The following is a 23199-nucleotide window of genomic DNA, read 5'->3' on the forward strand; positions in this document are numbered from 1 at the left end:
TATACATTCAACTGGGGTGGAGGAATCACGACAGAAGACAGAACAGGATTAGCCGCCGGAACGTATACCGTAACCATTACTGATGCTAACGGATGTACAGGTACAGTTAATGCAACTGTAACGCAGCCAGCAAGTGCAGTAAGCGGAACAACGGTAGTAACAAACGTAGCCTGTAACGGAGCTTCCAACGGAGCTATCAACTTAACTCCAGCCGGAGGAACAGCACCTTACACATTCAACTGGGGTGGAGGAATCACAACAGAAGACAGAACAGGTTTAGCGGCCGGAACGTATACCGTAACCATTACTGATGCTAACGGATGTACAGGTACAGTTAATGCAACTGTAACGCAGCCTGCCAGTGCAGTAAGCGGAACAACGGTAGTAACAAACGTAGCCTGTAACGGAGCTTCCAACGGAGCCATTAACTTAACTCCAGCCGGAGGAACAGCACCTTATACATTCAACTGGGGTGGAGGAATCACGACAGAAGACAGAACAGGGTTAGCGGCCGGAACGTATACCGTAACCATTACTGATGCTAACGGATGTACAGGTACAGTTAATGCAACTGTAACGCAGCCAGCAAGTGCAGTAAGCGGAACAACAGTAGTAACAAACGTAGCTTGTAACGGAGCTTCCAACGGAGCTATCAACTTAACTCCAGCGGGAGGAACAGCACCTTACACATTCAACTGGGGTGGAGGAATCACAACAGAAGACAGAACAGGATTAGCAGCCGGAACGTATACAGTAACCATTACTGATGCTAACGGATGTACTGCAACAGTTAACGCAACTGTAACGCAGCCAACGGCTCTTAGTGCTACTACTTCCCAAACGAATATCGCATGTAATGGCGGATCTACAGGAGTAGCAACAATCAACGTTTCAGGAGGAACAGCACCTTATACGTATTCATGGTCACCATCAGGAGGTACCGCTGGAACGGCTACGGGCTTATCTGCCGGAACTTATACAGTGACTGTTACTGATACTAACGCATGTACGTTAACAAGAACATTTACTATTACGCAATCAGCTCCGGTAGCTGCTCCTACAGGAACTTCACCTCAAAATTTTGCTCCGGGAAGTACATTGAGTGCTTTAGTAGTAACAGGTCAGAATATTAAATGGTATTCTTCATCTGTAAATGCACAGAACCATGTAAACAGCCTGCCGCTAAGCACAGCCTTGGTAAACAATACTACTTACTATGCTACGCAAACAGTAGGATCATGTGAATCAACGGCTTCTCTGGCAGTATTGGCAATCAATAGTACACTTAGTGTTGCTGATAATACAAAATCAAAATCTCAGCTTCAGATTTATCCTAATCCGGTAAGAGATATTTTGAATTTCAGCGGACAAGAAGTTATTACCAGAGCTATAATTATTGCTGCCGATGGTAGAAAAGTAACTGAAAAGAAAATGCAGTCAGGAGAAAGAAGCATTGATGTTCATGCATTGCCTCAGGGTATGTATCTGATTCAGGTATTTACAGATAATGGTATGCAAACTTTCAAGTTCATTAAAAAATAATTTTAAAACTTTTTTTAATAGATCTTATTACAGGGACTGTCTAATTTAGACGGTCCCTGTTTTTATTTACAGTTTAATTCCAAAAGATAACTGACGATTACGATATAACAGTGAATAATCTTGCTCCGTACAAAAAACAATTGCTAACTTTAATCATCTATTCATTTGATATGACTTACAATATACCTGAAAACTTAAAAGGACTTACGGAAGCTGAAGTTGAAATTTCCAGAAAAAAATACGGATACAACACTTTGGGAGATGTTCGGAAGGAGACATGGATCAATCTGCTTATTGGTATTTTGAAGGAACCGATGCTTATTTTATTGATCTGCGTCTCTTTTATTTATATTCTGATAGGTGATTATGGGGAAGCCCTGTTTATGTTTGCAGCTATTGTTGCTGTGACAGCTGTCTCTTTTTATCAGGACAACCGCAGTAAGAAAGCACTCAAAGAACTGGAAAAGCTTAATGAACCTTTAAGTAAAGTAATCAGAAATTCAAACATTATAGAAATTCCTACTTCTGAAATCGCTGTGGGAGATTTATGTATTACTGAAGAAGGAAGTCTGATTAATGCAGACGGAAAAATAGTGCACAGCAATGATTTTTCGGTCAATGAATCTTCGCTCACCGGGGAAAGCTACTCCGTATTTAAAGACGGCAGCTCGGAAGATAATGAAGTCTACAGCGGAACGGTTACCATTTCCGGTCTTGCAGTCTATAGGGCAGAACACATTGGTAAAGAAACTAAAGTAGGCAAAATAGGGCAGTCTATCATCAATATTAAAGAAGAAGAATCACCGCTGCAAATACAGATCAGGAACTTTGTAAAAGGGATGGCGATCATTGGAATCATTATTTTTCTGGGTGTTTGTATCTTCAGTTTCATTAAAACGGGAAATTTTCTCAGCAGCCTGCTGAACGGCCTTACCCTGGCTATGTCTGTACTTCCTGAAGAAATTCCGGTTGCTTTCACGACTTTCATGGCGCTGGGAGCCTGGAAGCTGATGCGGAGCGGCATTATTATCAAACGCAGCAGTATTGTGGAAACACTGGGAAGTGTAACGGTAATCTGCACGGATAAAACAGGAACAATTACCGAAAATGCCATGCAGCTAAAACACTTGTATGATTATCAGTCAGACACAGTGTACGATCAGGACGGGTTTAATTCGGAAAAATTAAGCCGGCTCATTAATTATGCCATGTGGAGCAGCGAACCTGTCCCGTTTGATCCCATGGAAATCACACTCCATAAAACCTATGAGCAAACCCAATTTACTGATGAAAGAAAAAACTACAAACTGTTTCATGAATACCCGTTGGAAGGCAAACCACCGATGATGACGCATCTTTTTGAAAATGAAAACAAAGAACGGATTGTTGCCGCTAAAGGAGCTCCCGAAGCCATCATCAGCGTTTCCACCCTTTCAGAATCCGAAAAAGATAAAATGCGCAAAGTGGTTAAGAAATTCGGAGAAGAAGGATATAGGGTACTGGGAGTAGCCATGTCCCGCTTCGAGGGAAATGATTTTCCCGACAGACAGCAGGATTTTATCTTTGATTTCCTGGGACTAACCGTGTTTTACGATCCTCCTAAAAAAGAAATAAAAAATGTACTCAAACACATTTACGACGCCGGCATAGAAGTAAAAGTCATCACCGGAGATAATGCTGATACAACGCGGGCCATTGCCTTGCAGGCCGGAATAAGAAACAGCACTGCCGCAATCAATGGAAGTGATATTGCAGAAGTTCCAGAAGAAGATTTAATAAAAATTTCTGAAAAGACAACCCTATTTACAAGGATGTTCCCCGAAGCAAAACTAAAAGTGATCACAGCACTGAAAAAACAAGGGCATATTGTTGCGATGCTCGGAGATGGCGTAAATGACGGGCCTGCCTTAAAAGCTGCCCACATTGGTGTAGCGATGGGTAATAAAGGAACGGAAATTGCAAAATCTGCCGCCGCATTGGTGATAATGAATGACGACCTGGAAAAGCTGGTCATCGGGATTGCCGCCGGACGAAGAATTTATGCCAATATTAAAAAAGCAGTTCAGTATATCATTTCCATTCATATTCCGATCATACTTACCGTTTCCCTTCCTCTGTTCCTCGGATGGGCATTTCCTTATATCTTCACTCCCGTGCACGTTATCTTTCTCGAATTGGTGATGGGACCCACCTGTTCCATTGTTTATGAAAATGAACCAATGGAAAAAAATACTATGAAAAAACCGCCAAGACAGCTTACAGACACGTTCCTGAACTGGAAAGAACTTGCCATAAGCATTATCCAGGGATTGGTAATAATGGCCGGATAATATGGATCTATCAGTATTCCGTATATCTTGGGAATGATGAGATAAAAACCCGCGCACTTGTTTTCAGTACCCTGATTTTTGCCAATATACTGCTCAGCCTCGTGAACAGATCTTTCTATTACAGCCTCATAGAAAGCTTTAAAAACCGGAATTTACTCCTTACCGGAATTTCCGTATTGGTATTAGTGCTGCTGGCCGTTATTTTATATATAAATCCTGTTTCCATGTTTTTTAAGGTGACCGATCTTACCATTCATGAACTTGGTTTGGCAATAGGTACAGCTGCAATTTCAGTACTCTGGTTTGAAATCTATAAGCTTTTTAAAAGAAAGTCTGATAATTTCTAAACACCATATTTGTTTGGTTAAAATTTAATACTAAAAGATGATAATTTTCAGATGTAAATCTTTGGCTTGTTGATATTTATTGCAGAAATTTGATATATGAAATTGATGGTAAATAGTAATCGAAAGATTATGCAAATAAGGATATCATTTTAAAATCATCTGCTCTCATCAATAAAAGTACCCGTTACAGGTTTTGTGGTTGATATTTTTATAGAGAAGTGTGCTCAATGTAATTAACAAATAATCATATCATGAGAACAATTGTTGTGCCTACAGACTATTCCGACCCTGCAAAAAATGCTGCTTTGTACGCTCTTCATCTTGCAAATGCACTCAAATCTGATCTTCACCTTTGTCATGCTTTCGGAATACCGATTGAAAGTCCTTTGTTGGGACAGACAGCATGGGCGCTGTACGAATATCCTGCCCTTCAGGAGGAAAACAGCAGGCAGCTGAAAAAACTGGGAACAATGCTTGAACATCAATCTAAACTCCTTTGGGGTGATGAAGCCTTTCCGTTTCATCCGGGCATACATTACGTATGTGAAGGCCGGGATGTTGTTCAGGTAGTCAATGATACGGCGGAAGAACAGAATGCTCTGCTTATTGTCATGGGAATGCATGGTACCGCGCCACTGACCCGTTTTTTCTTTGGAAGCACCAGCATTGCCATGATTAAAAATGCAAAACACCCTCTTCTTCTTATTCCTCAGAAACATCAGTATAAAGGTCTCAGAAAGATTGCTTTTGCAACAGAACTTCACAGGAAAGATATCAAAACGGCTCAGGCATTGTTGAATTTTGCCGCGTATTTTGATGCTGAACTTCTGATTACCCATATTATCCAAAGCAATAATGACGTAGTACAGGACCAAAAATATGAACATGAAAAAGAAGCGTTTCTAAAAGACCTTAACGGCAGATTCTGTTATGACTGTATCTACAGCGAGAATGTCGATTATGGACTTGACATACTTAAAAATAAAGATATTGATATGCTCATTATGGGTCATCACTACCGAAGTTTTTTTGAAAGCTTCACCACGAGCAGCCATGCCGTAAGACAGGCTGGGGAAATGGAAATTCCGTTAATGATTATCCCTGAAAACGGAGCCCTTAACTTTTAAGCTTTATCAATGTATGCTTAACCTGAATTGGCTTTTAGTTAATTGATCTTTACTATTATAAAAGATTCGGGCGGAACCTTTGGTTCCGCCCGAATCTTTTGAGAAATTTTTATTTCCCGAAAAATATTTTATCCTGTTTCCGCTGATCATCGTAGATCTGCTGAAAACTTACCGGCATATACTGATAAAGAAGCTTCCAATGATGTATTTTAGCATGTTTCTTAAAACTTTCAAAAGAACGTACAAAAAGATTTTCAATAATATCCCTTACATAAGAATTGCCGTTTCGGTAAATCAGGTGCATGAGTTTCATGTGGTGGGAAATGATGTTTATTTTTGCCTCCAGCAGAAGACTTTTCAAATAATTGATAGTGGCCTGAATAATGCCTGCGAAATTATCCTGTCCGGAAAGCTGGGAGATTTCGGTGCGCAATGGCGGGTAAAAAAACTTTAAATATTCAACAGCTATTTTTTGATCAATAGTTTGCATCTGTGCATTCATCATAATTAATCTAAGTGTTTTTGTTTACGCGAAAACTGTACCAAAGTTTACAGACATGCTGCAAAAATAAATACTCCGATAATCACGGCAATATGAGTTGCCAAAATCTCGAAATTATGTCTTTTTATCGTAGTTTTGCAGGTTTTCCAGTCAGATATTCTTCTTATTTTTGATTTCATAAATACTTGATTTTTAATAAATTGTTTTTCAGTGATTTTTGATTCGTTTGTAACGAAACAGCCTAAAAATGTAATAAATCAGATATTATGACTGTAAATCTGACGTACATACACTTCCTGAAGCGCCGGCGAAAGGTGACTGAAGATTAGATCACGGTATTCCTGACCGGAAAAAGCGGTGCAGCTGTCCAGTGAATACACAAAAGAATTTTCAATCGCATTCTTTATCATCTCATCACCGTCACTGTATAATTCATTCATTTTTCCGAGACATTTAAATAAGCATGTGGTATTATTCTGGCGGATCATGGTTTTCACCTTATCAGTTAAAAAGCCGATGATGTGATACGAATTCTGTATTCTAGTTTGCTGCAGATCGTTGCATATTTCCGGAATTGCAACAGATATTTCCTGGGTAGCTTGTAAATAGTTCATATAATTAGTGATTTGGTTGTGTTGTTTTAATTAATACACTTAAGTCCTCTGCCTCTGATTCCTGTTAATCTATTAAGGTTTTTAAGTCTATTGTCTGTCTGTAAATATTCACAACCATAATGCCAAATTCTGTTCCCGTGTGGGATGTTGGTGGTTATATTTTTGGTTATCAATATTTTATTTATAAGCCTTTAATAATTCAGAAAGAAAAAACCATCTCATATTGATGCGCTATTTATCAGAATGAAAGCGGTTGATTGTCTGATATAATTAATATCTTTGCAGTCCAAAAATATTCAGGAGATGTTTTCAAAAATTGTAGTACACAGAGTAGGAAATAAAATCAACGGAGAATCATTAATGCTTTCTCAGGAAGAGCTGCAGCTGGATGAGGGAATGGCAGAGCTGTTGGAAAATTATTTTCTGGGATCTTTCAAATCCGAAGAAACATTCCATTTTTACAGCGATTCTTACCTGGTAAACAATCCGGTGTACAGTTCCGTATCGGAAATTTTTGATGATAAGGCTAAATTTCTCTGGGAAGCGGAAAATATCGCCAAACATCTCTTTGAAGCAGCCGAAAATCCAAGGGTTCAGGGAGGAGAATTATTTATCGTTTATTTTGAAGACGAAAGGGAAGGCACCGAGAAAGTAGATAAAATCGGGATATTCAAAATGGAAAAAAGAGAATCTTTCCTTAAGATTTCTCCTCAGGATGACAGTTTCATAATCGAAAAAGATCAGGGAATCGGCCTCTCCAAAATAGATAAAGCAGCTCTGATTTACAATAACGATAAAGAAACCGGGTATGTACTTTCAGTAGTCGACAACAATAAAAATGGCGATATGTACTACTGGTTTGAAGATTTTCTGAAGGTAAAGCAGCGAGACGATGAATATTTTCACACTCAGGAAGCTCTGATGGTATACAAAGATTACATCACCAAACAGCTGCCTCAGGAATTTGAAGTCTCAAGAGCGGACCAGGCAGATTTCCTGAACAAATCAATCAATTTCTTCAAAGAAAAAGAAGAATTTAATCTTGACGATTTTAATAAGGAAGTGCTTCAGGACGAGCATGTTATTGAAAGCTTCGTAAATTTTAAAACCGATTACGAGCAGGATATGCAGATCAATATTGCTGAAGAATTCCCGATTAATGAAACGGCCGTAAAGAAAACCCAAAGGCATTTTAAAAGCATCATTAAATTAGATAAGAACTTCCATATCTATATCCATGGCGACCGCCAGAAATTGGCGCAGGGAGAAGATGAAAAAGGGAAGTATTATATGCTGTACTTCGAAAAAGAAGTTTAATTTTAAACCGGAAATTAATCAATAAACCACATTTTTATGCACGCTAAAATCGTAGATCTTTCAAAACCGATTCAGTATAATGCAGGAGATCCGTGGTTTATGAAAGTGAAAATAAAGCACAAATCCCATAAAAAATCGCATTGGCTGATCCGTCTGGCATTAGGACTTCCGGCCAGGCTGTTCCCAAAAAACTGGACGGGCTGGGCAGACGACAAAATCACAGGCATGGGCCTTCATGCAACAACGCACATCGATGCGCCGTGGCATTTTGGTCCGGTCGTAGAAGGCAAACCTGCCAAAACTATTGATCAGATCCCGCTGGAGTGGTGTTACGGAGAAGGGATCGTAATCGACTGTAGCCATAAGGAAGATTTTGTAGCTATTACCATTGATGACCTGAAAAACGATCTGGACAAAAACGGCATTTCCATTAAACCCGGAAATATTGTCCTGATAAGAACGGACCGCGATAAACTCATGGGCACCCCCGATTTTCCCAATAAAGGTACCGGGATGAGCCGGGAAGCAACAGAATGGCTGATTGATAAGGGAGTAAAAGTAATGGAATCGATCAGTGGGGATGGGATCTGCCGTTGAAATTTATGGCTAAAAAGGCCAAGGAAATCAATGACCCGGAATATTTCTGGGAAGCACACCGTGTAGGAATTGAGAAAGAATACCTCCACATAGAGCAGCTCACAAACCTTGCTGCACTGCCTCCTTCAGGATTTGACGTATGTGTTTTTCCCTTAAAAATTGTCGGAGGATCTGCTGCACCGGCGCGCGTGGTAGCTATTTTTAAATAAGTTAAATAAAAAGCCTTACGGCTATAAGTAAATCGATTATATTAAATCAGAGAGAGTTTTTTTAGTTTTTTGATTTTCGAATATTTTTTTATTTCAAAAATTTAATAACTTTTATGTGGTATTTGTTTCCCCCGAAAAAATACCACAACTTTAAAATTTTCTTTATATTTGATTGATCAAAGTATAATATGAATTTTGTAGAGTGTCATGAAGAGCCTATCCATATTCCGGGCTACGTACAAAGTTTTGGGTATCTGATTGGCATTGACGCAGAATCTCATTCCATCACTTTTTTCAGCAAGAATATTGAGGATATATTTAATATCGAGAGCCTGGAGCAGCTTTTCGGTAAGAAACTTATGGATTTTCCGGAAGTTTTCGGCAGTATTATCAGCTCTGATATTTTTAAATCCCTAGCTAACTTTACAAGAAGGGATAACGAAACTTTTTTTGATAAAATCTTCATCGGAAAAGAACAGTACCATCTATCCGCATTTAGAAATAAAGGCAATATTTTCCTCGAATTTGAAAAAGTTCTGGTAAATCCCCATAAGCAGATTTCTAATAAATATGATAATTTTTACATCGTAGAAAACGAACAGGAAATCTGGGATCAGCTTCTGAATATATTATCGAAAATCGTGAATTACGACCGGATGATGATTTATAAGTTCATGATGGACGGTTCCGGAAAAGTAATTGCCGAGAAAAACAATGACAATCTGGAAAGTTATCTGGGACTTCATTATCCCGAGTCGGATATCCCGATTCAGGCCAGAGAGCTTTACCTTAAAAAAAGAAAAAGAATTTTCAGCAATGTGTATGCGGAAACAGTACCCCTGCTAAGCAAAACACTTGAAAATATTGATCTTACATATTCAACTTCGCGCGGAATGTCACCTATTCACGGGCAGTACATCAAAAATTCGGGGGCTTCTTCAAGTTTCAGCGTTTCCATTATCATTGATGATTATCTGTGGGGTCTGGTAACCTGCCAGAACGCCGAACCGAAACATATTGATTTGGAAGACCGTGTACAGGCCGGAATCTTTACGGCATTGGCGTCCAATGCTTTTTCATCTTTCAAGGCCAAAAATGAACTGAATTACCGGCTTCAGCTTAACGAAGATGCTTTACGCTTAAAGGCCGAATTTTTAAAATATGACAGCCTGCTTGAATCTTTGACTGAAAACAAAACAGAGATTAGAAATTTTCTTGATGCCGACGGTCTTGCAGTTGTGGCGGAGGAACAAACCATAACAGATGGAAGTACACCCGATACAGCTACTATTGAAAAGATCACGAAATGGGCCCACGAAAACATTGAGGATCATATTTACCTCAGCAGAAGTTTTCTGAAAGACCACGGTAAAGAACTGGGACTGGATGAAAAGGCGGCAGGTGTTGTCATCTATTTCATGGAAAGAAACAAAAACAATATCCTGATCTGGTTCAGGAGAGAGTTTGATGAGCACATCAACTGGGCAGGAAATCCGGAGAAAAAAGTTGAAGTGGTAAATGACCATGGAGAAGAGAAGATGATGGTTTCACCAAGAACTTCTTTCAAAATATTTACGGAAGATATTAAAGGGAACTCCAGGAGATGGAACTCCAGAAATATCTTGGCTCTTCAGGCAGTTCGGGATCTTATTTTGGAAGCATTACACAAAGATTATAATACAATTAAAAGGCTCAATGACGAGCTTAAAAAGGTGAATGAAGAACTCGACAGTTTTTCCTACACCATTTCTCATGACCTCGGAACTCCGCTTACGGTAATGAAGCTGAATGCACAGATGCTCCTGAAAACTCTTATCGATGAGTCTGAGAAAAGCCGCAATAAGATCAATTCCATTATCGAAGAGATAGACAATATGGCGGAAATGATGCATGACGTTTTACAGCTGAGCCGTGCCAAGCACAGCGAAATTCAGCTTGAAAGACTTGAAACGGCACAGACTATCGAGAAAATTTGTGAAAATGCAAAAATTACTTTCGGTACTCCGACAAGTGAAGTCATCATCAAAGAATGTCCGGCAGTTCTTGCAGATAAAACCATGCTGCACCAGGTGTTTTTAAATATCATCAACAACGCGATCAAATATTCCTCCAAGCAGGATAAACCGGTAGTGAAGATTGAAGGAAATGCGAAGGGAGATATGGTCATCTACAGAATTTCAGACAACGGAATCGGTATTCCTGTAGAAAATAAACATAAAATGTTTAAAATTTTCAACAGAATGGATAATGCCAAAAAGTTCAAAGGAAATGGAGTAGGGCTATCAATTGTGCACAGAATCATGAAGAGAATTGGCGGAAATGTAGACTACGAAAGTTCCACAGAAGGCACTTCATTTATCCTAACTTTTAAAAAACCTTAATTATTTTAGTGGAATATCAAATCCTTATGACGGTATCAGAATATCTTAAACAAAATACGGCAGTGTATCATGATGCTGCAGAAAAGCTCTTCAACTCAGGTAAAATCTTTAATAAAACATTTACTCTTGAAGATTACAAAAAAATTATCCATACCAATTACCTTATGCTTCTGCATTCTGAAGACAAAATCTTTCACAAACTTGATAGGTACTCAGAGAAACTTCAGCTTAACAACAGGAAAAAGCTTCCTTTAATCGAAAAAGATCTTAAAAGTCTTTTGTTGGAAAAAACAGCAGCCGGTCATGAACTGGAATTGCTCAGCCATCATGAAGCATTGGGAGCCATGTATGTGATCGAAGGTTCTACTTTAGGAGGGAATGTCATTGCCAAACAACTTTCCAGGACAGAAGGCTTTGATGATGTTACATTCAATTTTTTCGGATGTTACCATGAAAATACGGGAGCGATGTGGAAAAATTTCAAAGAAACCCTGGATGCTGAAGTTCATGAAAACAAATATGATGAGGTATTATCCGGAGCCAAAAAACTCTATACTTTCCTGCTAAATGTCAATTAAGCAGCTTTTATATTCTAAATAACATTTTTAAAGATATTTAATTCCTGAAAGATTGCTCAATTTTTCAGGAATTGTTAAATTTGGGAGTTTTCAATTTTAAACTAAACAAATAAATTTAAAAGTTATATTATGAAACGATAAAGTTCCATAATATCTTTAAAAACAATAAATAAATATAAAAATATTATGAAAGTAACTGTAGTAGGTGCAGGCGCTGTAGGAGCAAGCTGTGCAGAATACATCGCTATGAAGAACTTCTGTTCAGAAGTGGTTTTGGTAGACATTAAAGAAGGATTTGCTGAAGGTAAGGCAATGGATTTGATGCAGACGGCATCTCTTAACGGATTCGATACGAAAATTACCGGAACAACAGGAGATTACAGCAAAACTGCAGGTTCTCATGTAGCCGTTATTACTTCAGGTATTCCAAGAAAGCCGGGGATGACGAGAGAAGAACTGATCGGTATCAATGCGGGAATTGTGAAAGAAGTTACTGAAAATTTAGTAAAACACTCTCCGGAGGTAATCATCATCGTGGTTTCTAACCCGATGGATACAATGGCTTACCTTGTACACAAAACTTCCGGTCTTCCTAAGCACAAAATCATCGGAATGGGTGGTGCGCTGGATTCTGCAAGATTCAAATACAGATTGGCTGAAGCTTTAGAAGCTCCGATTTCTGATGTAGACGGTATGGTAATCGCTGCTCACAGTGACACGGGAATGCTTCCTTTATTGAGCAAAGCAACAAGAAATGGGGTTCCTGTAACCGAATTCCTTGATGCTGAACAGCAGAAATATGTAATCGAAGAAACTAAAGTGGGTGGTGCAACACTTACAAAATTATTAGGAACTTCTGCCTGGTACGCTCCAGGTGCAGCTGTTTCTGTAATGGTTCAGGCAATCGCTTGTGACCAGAAAAAAATGATCCCTTGTTCATTAATGCTTGAAGGTGAGTATGGGCAAAACGATATCTGCCTTGGTGTTCCTGCAATTATCGGAGCAAACGGTGTGGAAAAAATCGTAAACGTAACGCTTACCGCTGAAGAGCAATTGAAATTCGCTGAAGCTGCAAATGCAGTGAGAGAGGTGAATGGAGATTTGAAGTTTTAATTAAACTTACCATAAAGAAAAGCCTGAAAATTATTTCAGGCTTTTTTATTTAAAATTTCCCTTGATTTTTAAAACTCTGTTTCTTTCCTGAACAGCAATTATTTTAATAAATTACTGTTTGTGTAGCCACAAGCTATAAAAATTGATATTTAATCTGCGATATAAAGATTCGTTTTATTGATCTTTAGCGCATTTCCATCGGTCGTATACCAATCAACAAATCTTTTATATTCCGCTTCATTCTTTTGTTTCCAGTCTGCAAACGCTTTTTCATTACCGATCTGAAAAACATAATGATTATAAGCATCGAAAACTTTATTGTCTTCCATTTTTTTGAAATAATCCATAAGAACGTTCGGATAATCTTTCTTAATCCGTGAAAGATACTCTTTTAAAAACTTATTTCTTATTTCAGCGAAACTATTAAGATTAAATTCTTTCTGACCGAGAGCCGAAAGCAGCATACTGGCTTCAAACATCATACACAAAGGCACTTTATTTCTATTGATTGAATTAACGTCTACAGAAATTACTTTGCATATCGAAATACTATTTGATTTTTCATCTTTTATATCAATTGCATCTTTATAGGTATTATATAATTTTTCACTCATTTCCTGGGTTCTTTTTGTTGTTCTTTCCAGGTTTACAAAAATTTCTCCGTACAGAAGACCGGGCAATTTATTATTGGATCTTAAATATAAATTGGAGGCTCTGTAGTAATTCGAGGGATATGTGGGATCCGCTTTAATGCCTTTCTCATAAATTATGATGGCTTCTTCAGGTTTATCGAATTCATACATTACTCCTTTTTCAAGATATAATCCGCCGGAATTGGGAAATTTTTTTAGGCCCTCTTCATACGTAGCAATGGCTTTTTCGGGATTATTATCATAGTCGTATGTATTTCCCAGAAGCTGATAATAATCTGCCTGGATTGAACTGTAATTTTTTATTTTTTCCAGCTGGGAAATCGCACTTTTATAATCTTTCTTCTTAAGTTGGGCGTACGCTATTTCATAAGGATACGTATAATCCGCAGGATCGATTTTCTCGCATTCTTTTAAAATCGCAATTCCTTCATCAAATTTTGAATCGTCAATTAATTTAACAGCATCGTACACTCTTTCACATTTAAAAGTTTTCTTCTGGGCGTTAAAAACCGGAGATGAAATTATTGAGATGATCAAAAATAAGGTATATTTCATGGATTTTACGGTTAGCTTTTATTTTTCAAAGATGCTGTATTTTTTTTAAAATTCATAGTTTCATAAACAAAAAAGAGCTGAAAAACAGCTCTTACTATATTGAAATTTTTACTTCATTTAAAATCAGACCCTAAACTTTTTGTCTTCCTACTTCCGATGGCGAAACTCCAAATTCTTTTTTAAATACAAAAGAAAAGTGGGAAAGGTCTTCAAAACCTAGGTCTATATAAATGTCAGTTGGTTTTTGATGTTGCTTATTTAAAAGAAAGTATGCTTCATCCAGTCGTTTTTTCATCAGCCATTTTCCGGGTGTCGTATTGAAAATTGCTTTAAATTCTCTTTTAAAAGTTGATAAACTTCTGCCGGTCATGAAAGCAAAACGTTCCAGACTGATATTGAACTTAAAATTCTGATTCATAAAATGTTCCAGATCAATTTTATGAGGAACATTGAAGTTGAAGAAGATATTTTTAAGATCAGGATTATTTTTAAGTAAGATCATCAGCAATTCTTCCCTTTTAATATCAACAAAAGCATCGTCGAGTTGCTCTGTCCCATTGTAGTAAGGCTCTAAAGAATGTACAAAATTATGGATCAGTTTATCTTCCTCGATAAATAAAAAAGAATCTGTATTCTCTGTCGGTTCTGCCTGATAAGGATGCCGCTCAAGAAATTTTTTTAAAAACTTTTCATCAAAAGCGATAATTACTTTTTCAAACTTCCCGTCGTCTTTGTATTTGGTGTACCGCACAAGATGATTCTTTCTTGCAATGCAGTAATCGCCGGGTTTCATTTCATAATGTTTGTAGCCGTCGTACGAAACCATTGAGCCTTTAAGTAAAAACAAAAAGAAATGCTCCGGAATAAACTGTTCCGGAGATATTTCGGGACCGAGATGACAGGATTGTATATTGTTGAATTTCAATTTTTAATAATATTATTAATCAAATTTATGATTTTTTCATCAAACTATCCGCGCTGGCCAATAACGCTTCGTCACGGCTTCTTGGGTTCCAGTTGAGAACGGTTTTTGCTTTTTCGTTGGACATTTCTTTGTAGAATTCCTTTTCGATGGGTTCCAGTTTTTGAATATTTTCTGTGTATTGAGGTCTTTCTTTTCTAAATAATTCGGCAACATCATAGAAGCTCATCACCCCTTCGGAAGTGGCAATAATACGTTCACCGGCAGCTTTTGGATTCACCATTGCTTTAAGATGAATATCTGCAACATCTCTTACATCAACAACGCCCATTGTGAAAGTCGGAGTATAGTTCAATGTTCCGTTCAGAATTCCTGTAACGGCAATATCTAAAGACGCAGAGGTAATTCCGCCAAGTGCAGGACCGAATATTCCTACAGGATTGATTACTGAAAGTTCCAGTCCGTTTCCTTCTTTTTCAATAAATTCCCAGGCTGCTTTTTCAGCTAGGGTTTTCGATTTGATATATGCAGGAAGTTCCGCATTTACATCCGTCCAGTCCTCTTCTGTAAAAACATGATTTTCTACATTGATGCTATAGCCGACTGCTGCAAAAGAAGACGTAAGAACCACTCTTTTTACACCGGCATCACGGGCAGCTTTCAGTACGCGCAAAGCACCATCTCTTGCGGGAATGATTAATTCATTTTCATCTTTCGGATCCTGAGCCGGAAATGGCGAAGCAGCATGAAGCACATAGTCACAGCCTTTTACAGCTTCACCCCAATTATCGTCACGGGTGAGATCTGCTTCAAAAAAAGTGAGCTTCGAAAAATCTGTAATTCCGCCTTCTTCAAGCGCTTTAATGATGTTGTCCTTTTTCGAAAGTGAACGAAGGGTTGTTCTCACTTCATACCCCTGCTGTAAAAGTTGCAGAATGGTGTGAACTCCCAAAAATCCGGTTCCTCCCGTTACCAGTACTGTTGTTTTTGTATTTTCCATTGTATTTAAATTTTACAATACAAAGTTGAGGTTTATCTAAAGTTTTCACTTTGTTGTAAAGTTCAAATTTTGTTTGTTGAAAAGTCCGGGTTTTTTAATGAATTATTCATGTATTAAAATATTCAGAAAAACTTTGGAGGAAAATATGAAATAAAGCTTCGATCACGAACAATAAAATTAGTTTCCAAAAGACAAAGCGCTTTCAGGCTAACAAAGAAATTGTTGCATAAGTCTTATTATACGGATTCGTAAAATTAATTAAGATAATTCAATACTCTTTCAAACTCAAGATCCCGGTTATCTAGAATATCCTGATCCTTGTATTTTATCAATTCGTTGATTCTGATCCCTATTTGCTGAGTTTGTGTATTATCAGGATAAAAGATTCCATTTCCGGTAAATTCCAGAAGGTAGTCTCCGGGAAGATTGATTTTAACCACATCTCCATCTGCACCTGAAGTTTGCTGTCCAATTGTTATAGATTGTGGAAAAATTTTCTGCAGGCTCATAGAATACCATTCACTAGCACTGCGCGTATCGGGATTTACAAGTATGAAGACTTTGCCGGAATAGGAATGTACGGTTTTATCTTTAATTTCAGGAAAATTATATTTTGGATCCCTGAGACTAAAGGTTCCTAAATTTTTCAAATTAGGTTCATAATATTTATAAAAATAATTTTCGACAGGCGAGAAGTATTTATAAACATAATGAAAAATAAAGCCACCCCAATCCGGATAACCACGCATATCAAATACAATAGCCTTATTACGGGAGGCATCTTCTAAAATACTGTCCATTTTGGCATCTAATTTATCATCATCAACATTCTCCATGAAATCCATCGTTGCATCAGTTTTAAAATAGGCAATATCCTTATTAATTAAACGCCGGTTTTTTATTTTATTGTATTTATTGTTGACATATTTAGAAATTACAGAAACTAATGATTTATCTGTAGCATTAATCAATTCAATTTGTGTGGAAAATCGTTTGGAACCGGATTGTACAGTTAACGTTTTTTTTGGAAGATTATCCGGCCAGATTAAATTGTATTCGTAGGTTGACAGAACGTATGTAAGCTTTTGATGATTGGAAACCGAGATCAGTTTACTTTTTTCCTTAATAATATCAGAGATGCTTTTTCCATTAATTTCCGTTATTTTATCTCCTGTTTTTATATGGGCCTTACCACATATCTCAGGAAAAATAAGATTCGTCACCAAAAGATGATTGTCTACAATCTGAAAATCAAATGGTGAATAATAAGAAACGTTGAATAATATCTTGTCTTTGTAATTCAGCTGACGGTAAAAAGAAAAAGCGTGACTGTCCTGAAATTGTGAAACTGCTTTGGCAAGAACAGTCTCAAAATCCTTTCGTGTCGGTGATTTTACAGCTTCCTCCAATAAAGTATTAAAATAAGAGTCAAAATTTTTATCCATTAAATATTTGTGTGGGAAAAGATAATCAACAGTGCCCTGTATTTTTGCCATTGTCAGCAGCCTGTATTTCAGCGGAAGGTTTTCTTCTTTTGAAAACGGATATTTTTTCTCATCATTGACTGATTTTCCTTCTTCTAAAAGCCCGTAATCAAAACGGTTCTTATAGATGTCATTCAGTAATTTCTTATTTTCAGGACTGATTTTCTTATTTTTTTGAAACCAGTCAAAATTTTGATTAACGGAAAGTATATCTTTTTGATCTTCAACAATAGGTTTTGAAGAAGTTTTGGTATCTAAATTTCGTGTCAGTAGGGTAATAATTTCGTTGAAATTTTGTTTCGGGCTTACGTTCTCTATGTTTACCAAGAATAAACTATCGGCATCTATTTTTCTGCTGGCAAGATCATGATGATAATATTTGATGAAATTCCATGTTTTAATGAAATCTGCATATTGATTTTTCTGGGCGAAAATAGATTGCTGAATTATTAAAAATAGTATAAAAAATGTTATTTTTTTCATGATAATAAGTAGTTTATAAATATAACATATATTTTTTGATTAAAAATATTTATTATCATTATCGGCTAACAGTTTCTATATCAATATATCAAAGCTCATGAACAAAGCCGTTTCCACAGAATCATTATAAAGCTTAGTGTTAATACCGGTTATTGCAAACCCTGCACGCTGAAAGAATTTTATAGTATGGAAATTGGTGTTCTGAGTTTCTAACTCTACCAGCCTGCACTTAAGATTTTTTGCTTCCCGGTTGATTGATTTTATAAGCATTTTACCCATATTCTGTCCCCTGAATTCTTCACGTACCATAAAGCTTTCAATAAACAGACTGTTGTTTTTCGGTCTGAAGTCGCAGATTGCCCAGGCTACAAGCAGATCTTCATGATAGACTCCGAAAGAGTGCCCCTGATTGATAATGGAATTCAGCCGGTCGAAATCTTCCTCACTGGTATGCCAGATTTTACGGTAGTGCTGTTTTTTTTCTCTTAAGCTGAATTCAAAAACGTTTCCGGTTTCAATAGCAGATACTACAAATATTTTGTCGGTATGGTAGCCGTTCAGTTCCCATTCAGGAATAAAATTGAGTGACAGTTTTTCAAGTTTTCGGATTTCCATTGATATCTTCAGGAATAGGTTTCTAATTTATGATTTATGCGAAGAAGAGCTGGAAGTTTTGGTACTGAACATATTACCGGCGGTAGCATATAGTAAAATCTGTAAAATAATGAGAACCGAAATAACAGCGACCCTGATCATCGCATTTTCAGCAAACCGATTCCTGATGGTTTCCATGTAATTGATCTTTTCGATTGCGAATTCTTTCAGACGGCTGATTTCTGTAAACTCGTTCACTTTTTCGATCTCTGAGCTGATTTCAGCTTCATTAAGCGTGGTAGCTACATTGATCAGGTTGATATTGCTGATAAAAAGCCAACCGAATAAAATGATGGAGACTAATAAAAGGAAAGGGCGGAGAAGTTTCATTTTCTGTCTATTAATAAGGATTTGATATTTTCAAATTTAAATAATTTGAAACAAATTCCATACAAATAGTATACCTTAAAGTTTTTTAAAACAATTATTTACAATTTCAATATCAGGAAAAATAGATATTATACACAATATTAAATAATCCGGGAATGAAATTTAAATAAAATTTCACATACCAAAAAATCAAAACCCGTAAATTTGCTCACAATAAAATGTTACTCAATGCTTAGGAAAATTTCGATTGCAGCAGCAGTTATTCTGTCTGTCACGGCAATCAACGCGCAGAAGATTAAAAATTCCCGGTTGGAAAGACCGAAATTGGTAGTAGGATTAGTGGTAGATCAGATGAGATGGGATTACCTGTACCGTTTTTACGATAAATACGGCAATGATGGTTTCAAAAGATTATTAAATACAGGCTATTCTCTGAATAATGTTCATATTCCTTATGTGCCTACGGTTACGGCCTTGGGACACACCTGCATCTATACGGGATCGGTTCCTGCCATTCATGGGATCGCCGGAAATGACTGGACCGATAAGGAAACCGGCAAAAATGTATATTGTACAACAGATGAATCCGTAAGACCGATAGGAACGACCAATGCAAAAGTAGGGAGCCATTCTCCGAAAAATCTTTGGTCTACCACCATCACCGACGAATTGAGAATAGCTACCAACTTTCAGGGAAAAGTAATCGGTGTTTCTCTGAAAGACAGGGCTTCCATTTTACCGGCCGGCCATACCCCGAACGGCGCCTTCTGGTTTGACGATTCTACCGGAGATTTTATCACAAGCAGCTGGTATATGAATGATCTTCCGCAATGGGTAAAATCTTTCAATGCACAGAAGATGCCGGAAAAGCTGGTTGCCAACGGATGGTCTACACTGCTCCCGATTGACCAGTATACAGAAAGTTCGCCGGACAATTCAGCATGGGAAGGATTACTGGGAAGCGCAAAAACACCTGTTTTCCCATACAGTAATTTAGCCGCAGATTATAAAGATAAAAGAGATAATATCCGTTACACGCCATTTGGGAATACATTAACCCTGAAGCTTGCCGAAGCGGCTGTAGAAGGAGAAAAACTGGGAAGCGATGATGTAGTGGATATGCTGGCGGTAAATCTTGCTTCAACGGATTACGCAGGACATAAATTCGGACCCAACTCCATTGAAGTAGAAGATGTTTACTTAAGACTGGACCAGGATCTTGCCCGGTTTTTCAGCTATCTGGATTCCAAAGTAGGAAAAGGGCAGTACACGGTTTTTCTTTCTGCAGACCACGGCGGGGCACATTCTGTAGGCTTTTTACAGGAACACAAAATTACCACAGGCTTTTTCGGTGATGGAATGGAAAAAAATATGAATGAAAAACTGAAAGAAAAATTCGGGGTTGATAAGCTTATTAATGCCATTGATAACTATCAGATCTATTTTGACAGAAAGCTTCTGAAAGAAAACAATCTTGATCTTGATGCTGTAAGAGATTTTACCGTTAAAGAAATCGAGAATGATCCAACTGATCTGTATGCTGTTTCGGTAGTAAAAGTACAGGAATCTACCATTCCGGAACCTATTAAACAAAGAATCATCAACGGAATCAACAGACAGAGAAGCGGTGATATCCAGCTGATTTCACATGACTCCATGCTGCCGCCTTATTCCAAAACTGGGACTACGCATAGTGTATGGAATTCCTATGATTCGCATATTCCTTTGATTTTTATGGGATGGGGAATTCAGCATGGTGAGAGCAACAAGCCATACTCAATGGCAGATATTGCTCCTACGGTTTCTTCTTTGCTGAAAATACAGTTCCCGAGCGGAAATATAGGAAATCCTATTACAGAGGCCATCGGAAAATAATTTTTTTGAAAAACTGTCTAAGCTTTTTACCGCAAAAGGTACAAAAGGATAATATAGTTTTAAAGCTTATCATTACGTAAGATTAAAAGAATCTCAAAGTTTTAAAATCTTTGGCTTTATTCTTTTGAAAGCTTTATTAGCGAAGATTTGCAATAACTTGTCTCTTTTGCGGTTAAAAATAAATTAGCATAAAAAATCCTTAGCATTTTTGTTAAGGATTTTTAATTCAAACAAATATTTTAGTGCCATCTATTTTCAGCATATTCTGTTTTTCCATCTTTTTAATGGCGCGGATGACGGTTTCTATCCGCATTCCCGTGAGTGAGGCAAGCTGTTGCCGGGTATAGGGAATATGAAAAGAAAATTTATCGTTAAATCCGAAATGATTCTTTACGTGATTCAGGATAAGGTGAAGCTTTGTCACAGGATCCTGAAAAGAAAACGGAGCAGAGGTAATGTGTTTGTACCGCATACGGTCTGCCGTATAAGAATACATATTAAAAATGAGCTGTGGTTTTTTCAGGAGAAGCTCAATCAGTTTATTCTTTTCCAGTTTTATAATTTCACAGTCGGTAACGGCAATTGCGCTCACCGCATATTTCCTGTCCTGAAAAAGGTAAGTCTCGGCTAGGCAATGACCATCGAAAGGGATCCCGTGGATAAACTCTTTGCCGTCTTCCAGGAAGCTGCTTATTTTTACGGTACCGGTTTTTATCTGCAAATAATACTTCGGAGTACTCTCTTCTTCAAAGATATAATCACCGGAATTATAATTTTGTTGTTCAGCGCCATGGGAAAACAAGAGGTTTTCGCATATGATCATAATCTAACTGTTATTTGTTTGAGATAAAATTAACAAATAAACATGTTGATTAAAAATTTATTAATACCACATACATGCCTTATACAGGGAGATACAGAGAATAACTCTAAAATTTATGACAATGATTATTAACGGTATGATAACAGGCTGTTTATACGAAAAGGCGAAAATTAAAAGCAGCATACAAACTTCTAAAATTCTGTATACTGCTGTTTATGTTGTGCTGTCTAATATCTTCCGAAATGATGTTTTAGACAATTATTCTTCCTGCTCTGCCTCATCCTCCTCATCGTCATACTGTTCCAGAAAATATGTAAAAGTAAACTCATCCATTTCATCTTCTGCATCCTCAAGTACCGTAAGAAGATCTTCGAAAATTTCAAGCTGATCTACGGTCATATTGACAAATTCAATATGCAGCGGCATTTCGAGCCCGCCGGTAATCACGTCCGAAAGAGCATCCAGATTATCACCGAAATGTTCCGGGAGCGGCAGCTTTTCTTTTAGCTGTGCATAGAAGTCCTCATAATCTCCTATGTCTGTAAAATCAATATATATTGTTTTCATATTCAACTGAATTTCCAGTTTTTATTAATTAAAATTTGCTTGCATTTTTCGCAAAAATCAGTTTCTTCATCCGTGGGGTTTTTGCCTTCCGCACTTCTCATGAAACACTTTTTTTCAGGGCAATGTTTCAGCCCCTGTGTATGTCCAAGTTCATGTATTGTAACTTTAAACAGCTGTTCATTGCTTCAGTCTGAAACTTGAAGCAACGCAGGACGTGCCTGGCCTGAACCCCAATCCCATAATACCGAAATCTTTTATATTCCCTTCGTGGTACTGATATCTTTCGTCGTTAGCCCGATCGTTACAAAGCTTTTCCTTGTATTTTTGCTTAAAAAAGAAATAATGGAATCTGCCCGGTAGCGATTTCTTGGCTTGTAATAACTTTTTGTAGGTAAATCAACAGGCTCAAGTACTTTTACTTTCGGATAAAGTTTTCTGATCTCTTTTGCCACCTCAGCTACATCTCCGGAATTTATATCTTTAAAAGGCTGAACCAGGATTGTAATCGCTTCTTCACCATTTATTACTTCTTCTTTTTTTTCTGAACACGAAGATAAAACATATATAAACAACAGATAAATTAAAACAATCTTAAATCTGAGAATTTCATTAACGCTGTTCATTATTTTTATTTGAAATTTACTGCTTTTCAAAACTTCTGTAATGGTTCTTTGTAAGATAAACATCACCGTTTTCTGTAAAAATAATGCGGTCGGCATTTCTGTTTCCGCAATGATAATTGACGTCTGCCTCGAAATAGGCTTGTCCTTCGGGCAATGCTTTTTCCCTGTTCCCGAATCGGTCTCCGCCAATTGCTTTTCCCGGTAATACTTCGCAGAGGTTTCCTTCAGAAGGATTCCAGCCCATTTTTCGGGCTTCATTTTTTGTAATATAATAATCGGGAAGTTGGTGATTTTGTTTTACGAAACGAATCACAGTACTTTGTTCTGTAAGTTGATCTATAGACTGCTGCTGAACGGGTGGCCTATTTACCGACGCCGGTTTAGCACTACTATACTCAATCACCGGCTTTGAAGCATCTGCTTGCTTATCTTCAATAAAATTCCGGTACACGTACATCACAGACATGCCGAAAAGAAGCCCGAGACAGATAAAAAACAGAGATCTTGTTTTACTGTTCATAGTTTTAATTTAAAAAATACAACAATCTAAGAATGTAACAATCTAACAATTAA

Annotated in this window: 23 protein-coding genes and 1 pseudogene; 10 read left to right on the plus strand and 14 right to left on the minus strand. The window is 37.4% G+C overall.

The genetic code is table 11. The features are described 5' to 3' along the window. The 3 genes and pseudogenes from HHL20_RS01765 to HHL20_RS01775 form a co-directional block, all read left to right on the plus strand. Positions 1-1542 (plus strand): T9SS type A sorting domain-containing protein (locus HHL20_RS01765; protein ID WP_169229480.1); only part of this gene is annotated, 1542 nt, incomplete at its 5' end. Between the two features lie 170 nt (positions 1543-1712). After that, positions 1713-4219, plus strand: a pseudogene (locus HHL20_RS01770) (cation-translocating P-type ATPase). A 251-nt stretch (positions 4220-4470) separates the two neighbouring features. Then, positions 4471-5346: a universal stress protein gene (locus HHL20_RS01775; protein WP_169229481.1), complete on the plus strand. Its 876-nt coding sequence runs from the start codon at positions 4471-4473 to the stop codon at positions 5344-5346. A gap of 109 nt (positions 5347-5455) precedes the next feature. On the opposite strand, the gene HHL20_RS01780 is transcribed toward HHL20_RS01775, so the two are convergent. The 3 genes from HHL20_RS01780 to HHL20_RS01785 form a co-directional block, all read right to left on the minus strand. Further along, complete coding sequence (locus HHL20_RS01780) at positions 5456-5851, minus strand: DUF7674 family protein (RefSeq protein ID WP_169229482.1); 396 nt, start codon at positions 5849-5851, stop codon at positions 5456-5458. A gap of 44 nt (positions 5852-5895) precedes the next feature. Further along, a complete protein-coding gene (locus tag HHL20_RS19610) occupies positions 5896-6027 on the minus strand; it encodes a hypothetical protein (RefSeq protein WP_262888397.1) in 132 nt (43 codons plus the stop codon). Positions 6028-6105: 78 nt separating this feature from the next. Further along, positions 6106-6462, minus strand: a complete 357-nt coding sequence (locus HHL20_RS01785; protein WP_169229483.1) for a DUF7674 family protein — start codon at positions 6460-6462, stop codon at positions 6106-6108. 303 nt (positions 6463-6765) lie between these two features. Between HHL20_RS01785 and HHL20_RS01790 the strand changes: the two genes are divergently transcribed. From HHL20_RS01790 to HHL20_RS01810, 6 genes are all read left to right on the plus strand, one after another. Beyond that, a complete protein-coding gene (locus HHL20_RS01790; RefSeq protein ID WP_169229484.1) occupies positions 6766-7779 on the plus strand; it encodes a nucleoid-associated protein in 1014 nt (337 codons plus the stop codon). Positions 7780-7815: 36 nt separating this feature from the next. Next, a complete protein-coding gene (locus HHL20_RS01795) occupies positions 7816-8376 on the plus strand; it encodes a cyclase family protein (RefSeq protein ID WP_228463071.1) in 561 nt (186 codons plus the stop codon). 5 nt (positions 8377-8381) lie between these two features. Then, positions 8382-8585, plus strand: a complete 204-nt coding sequence (locus HHL20_RS19490) for a cyclase family protein (RefSeq protein ID WP_228463072.1) — start codon at positions 8382-8384, stop codon at positions 8583-8585. A gap of 188 nt (positions 8586-8773) precedes the next feature. Next, on the plus strand, positions 8774-10966 hold the full coding sequence (locus HHL20_RS01800; protein WP_169229485.1) for an ATP-binding protein: 2193 nt from the start codon (positions 8774-8776) through the stop codon (positions 10964-10966). An 8-nt stretch (positions 10967-10974) separates the two neighbouring features. Next, positions 10975-11544: a biliverdin-producing heme oxygenase gene (locus HHL20_RS01805; RefSeq protein ID WP_317165922.1), complete on the plus strand. Its 570-nt coding sequence runs from the start codon at positions 10975-10977 to the stop codon at positions 11542-11544. Between the two features lie 186 nt (positions 11545-11730). Continuing rightward, entirely contained in the window at positions 11731-12657 is a 927-nt protein-coding gene (locus HHL20_RS01810) for a malate dehydrogenase (RefSeq protein WP_029294870.1), read from the plus strand. Positions 12658-12806: 149 nt separating this feature from the next. Here HHL20_RS01810 and HHL20_RS01815 read toward each other — a convergent pair whose 3' ends face one another. The 6 genes from HHL20_RS01815 to HHL20_RS01840 form a co-directional block, all read right to left on the minus strand. Continuing rightward, complete coding sequence (locus tag HHL20_RS01815) at positions 12807-13865, minus strand: tetratricopeptide repeat protein (RefSeq protein WP_169229486.1); 1059 nt, start codon at positions 13863-13865, stop codon at positions 12807-12809. A 130-nt stretch (positions 13866-13995) separates the two neighbouring features. Next, on the minus strand, positions 13996-14790 hold the full coding sequence (locus HHL20_RS01820; RefSeq protein WP_169229487.1) for a helix-turn-helix domain-containing protein: 795 nt from the start codon (positions 14788-14790) through the stop codon (positions 13996-13998). Positions 14791-14815: 25 nt separating this feature from the next. Further along, the gene (locus HHL20_RS01825) at positions 14816-15787 is read right to left on the minus strand and encodes an SDR family oxidoreductase (protein WP_169229488.1); all 972 of its coding nucleotides are present in this window, start codon (positions 15785-15787) and stop codon (positions 14816-14818) included. 254 nt (positions 15788-16041) lie between these two features. Beyond that, positions 16042-17754, minus strand: a complete 1713-nt coding sequence (locus tag HHL20_RS01830; protein ID WP_169229489.1) for a S41 family peptidase — start codon at positions 17752-17754, stop codon at positions 16042-16044. 75 nt (positions 17755-17829) lie between these two features. Next, complete coding sequence (locus tag HHL20_RS01835) at positions 17830-18369, minus strand: GNAT family N-acetyltransferase (RefSeq protein ID WP_169229490.1); 540 nt, start codon at positions 18367-18369, stop codon at positions 17830-17832. Positions 18370-18396: 27 nt separating this feature from the next. Then, complete coding sequence (locus HHL20_RS01840; protein ID WP_169229491.1) at positions 18397-18738, minus strand: hypothetical protein; 342 nt, start codon at positions 18736-18738, stop codon at positions 18397-18399. A 228-nt stretch (positions 18739-18966) separates the two neighbouring features. Here HHL20_RS01840 and pafA point away from each other — a divergent pair, with 228 nt between their 5' ends. Further along, complete coding sequence (gene pafA / locus HHL20_RS01845; RefSeq protein WP_169229492.1) at positions 18967-20613, plus strand: alkaline phosphatase PafA; 1647 nt, start codon at positions 18967-18969, stop codon at positions 20611-20613. Between the two features lie 226 nt (positions 20614-20839). Here pafA and HHL20_RS01850 read toward each other — a convergent pair whose 3' ends face one another. The 5 genes from HHL20_RS01850 to HHL20_RS01870 all read right to left on the minus strand — a co-directional run bounded on the left by HHL20_RS01850 (position 20840) and on the right by HHL20_RS01870 (position 23146). Beyond that, positions 20840-21436 (minus strand): Crp/Fnr family transcriptional regulator, encoded by a 597-nt coding sequence (locus HHL20_RS01850; protein WP_169229493.1) that lies wholly within the window; start codon positions 21434-21436, stop codon positions 20840-20842. A gap of 258 nt (positions 21437-21694) precedes the next feature. Beyond that, positions 21695-22003, minus strand: a complete 309-nt coding sequence (locus HHL20_RS01855) for a barstar family protein (protein ID WP_169229494.1) — start codon at positions 22001-22003, stop codon at positions 21695-21697. Positions 22004-22005: 2 nt separating this feature from the next. After that, complete coding sequence (locus HHL20_RS19720; RefSeq protein ID WP_169231095.1) at positions 22006-22176, minus strand: matrixin family metalloprotease; 171 nt, start codon at positions 22174-22176, stop codon at positions 22006-22008. A gap of 81 nt (positions 22177-22257) precedes the next feature. Continuing rightward, the gene (locus HHL20_RS01865) at positions 22258-22626 is read right to left on the minus strand and encodes a hypothetical protein (protein ID WP_169229495.1); all 369 of its coding nucleotides are present in this window, start codon (positions 22624-22626) and stop codon (positions 22258-22260) included. A 16-nt stretch (positions 22627-22642) separates the two neighbouring features. Beyond that, positions 22643-23146, minus strand: a complete 504-nt coding sequence (locus HHL20_RS01870) for a ribonuclease domain-containing protein (RefSeq protein WP_169229496.1) — start codon at positions 23144-23146, stop codon at positions 22643-22645. Between the last annotated feature and the right edge of the window lie 53 nt (positions 23147-23199).

The organism is Chryseobacterium cheonjiense, from assembly GCF_012927265.1.
GTDB classification, from domain to species: domain Bacteria; phylum Bacteroidota; class Bacteroidia; order Flavobacteriales; family Weeksellaceae; genus Chryseobacterium; species Chryseobacterium cheonjiense.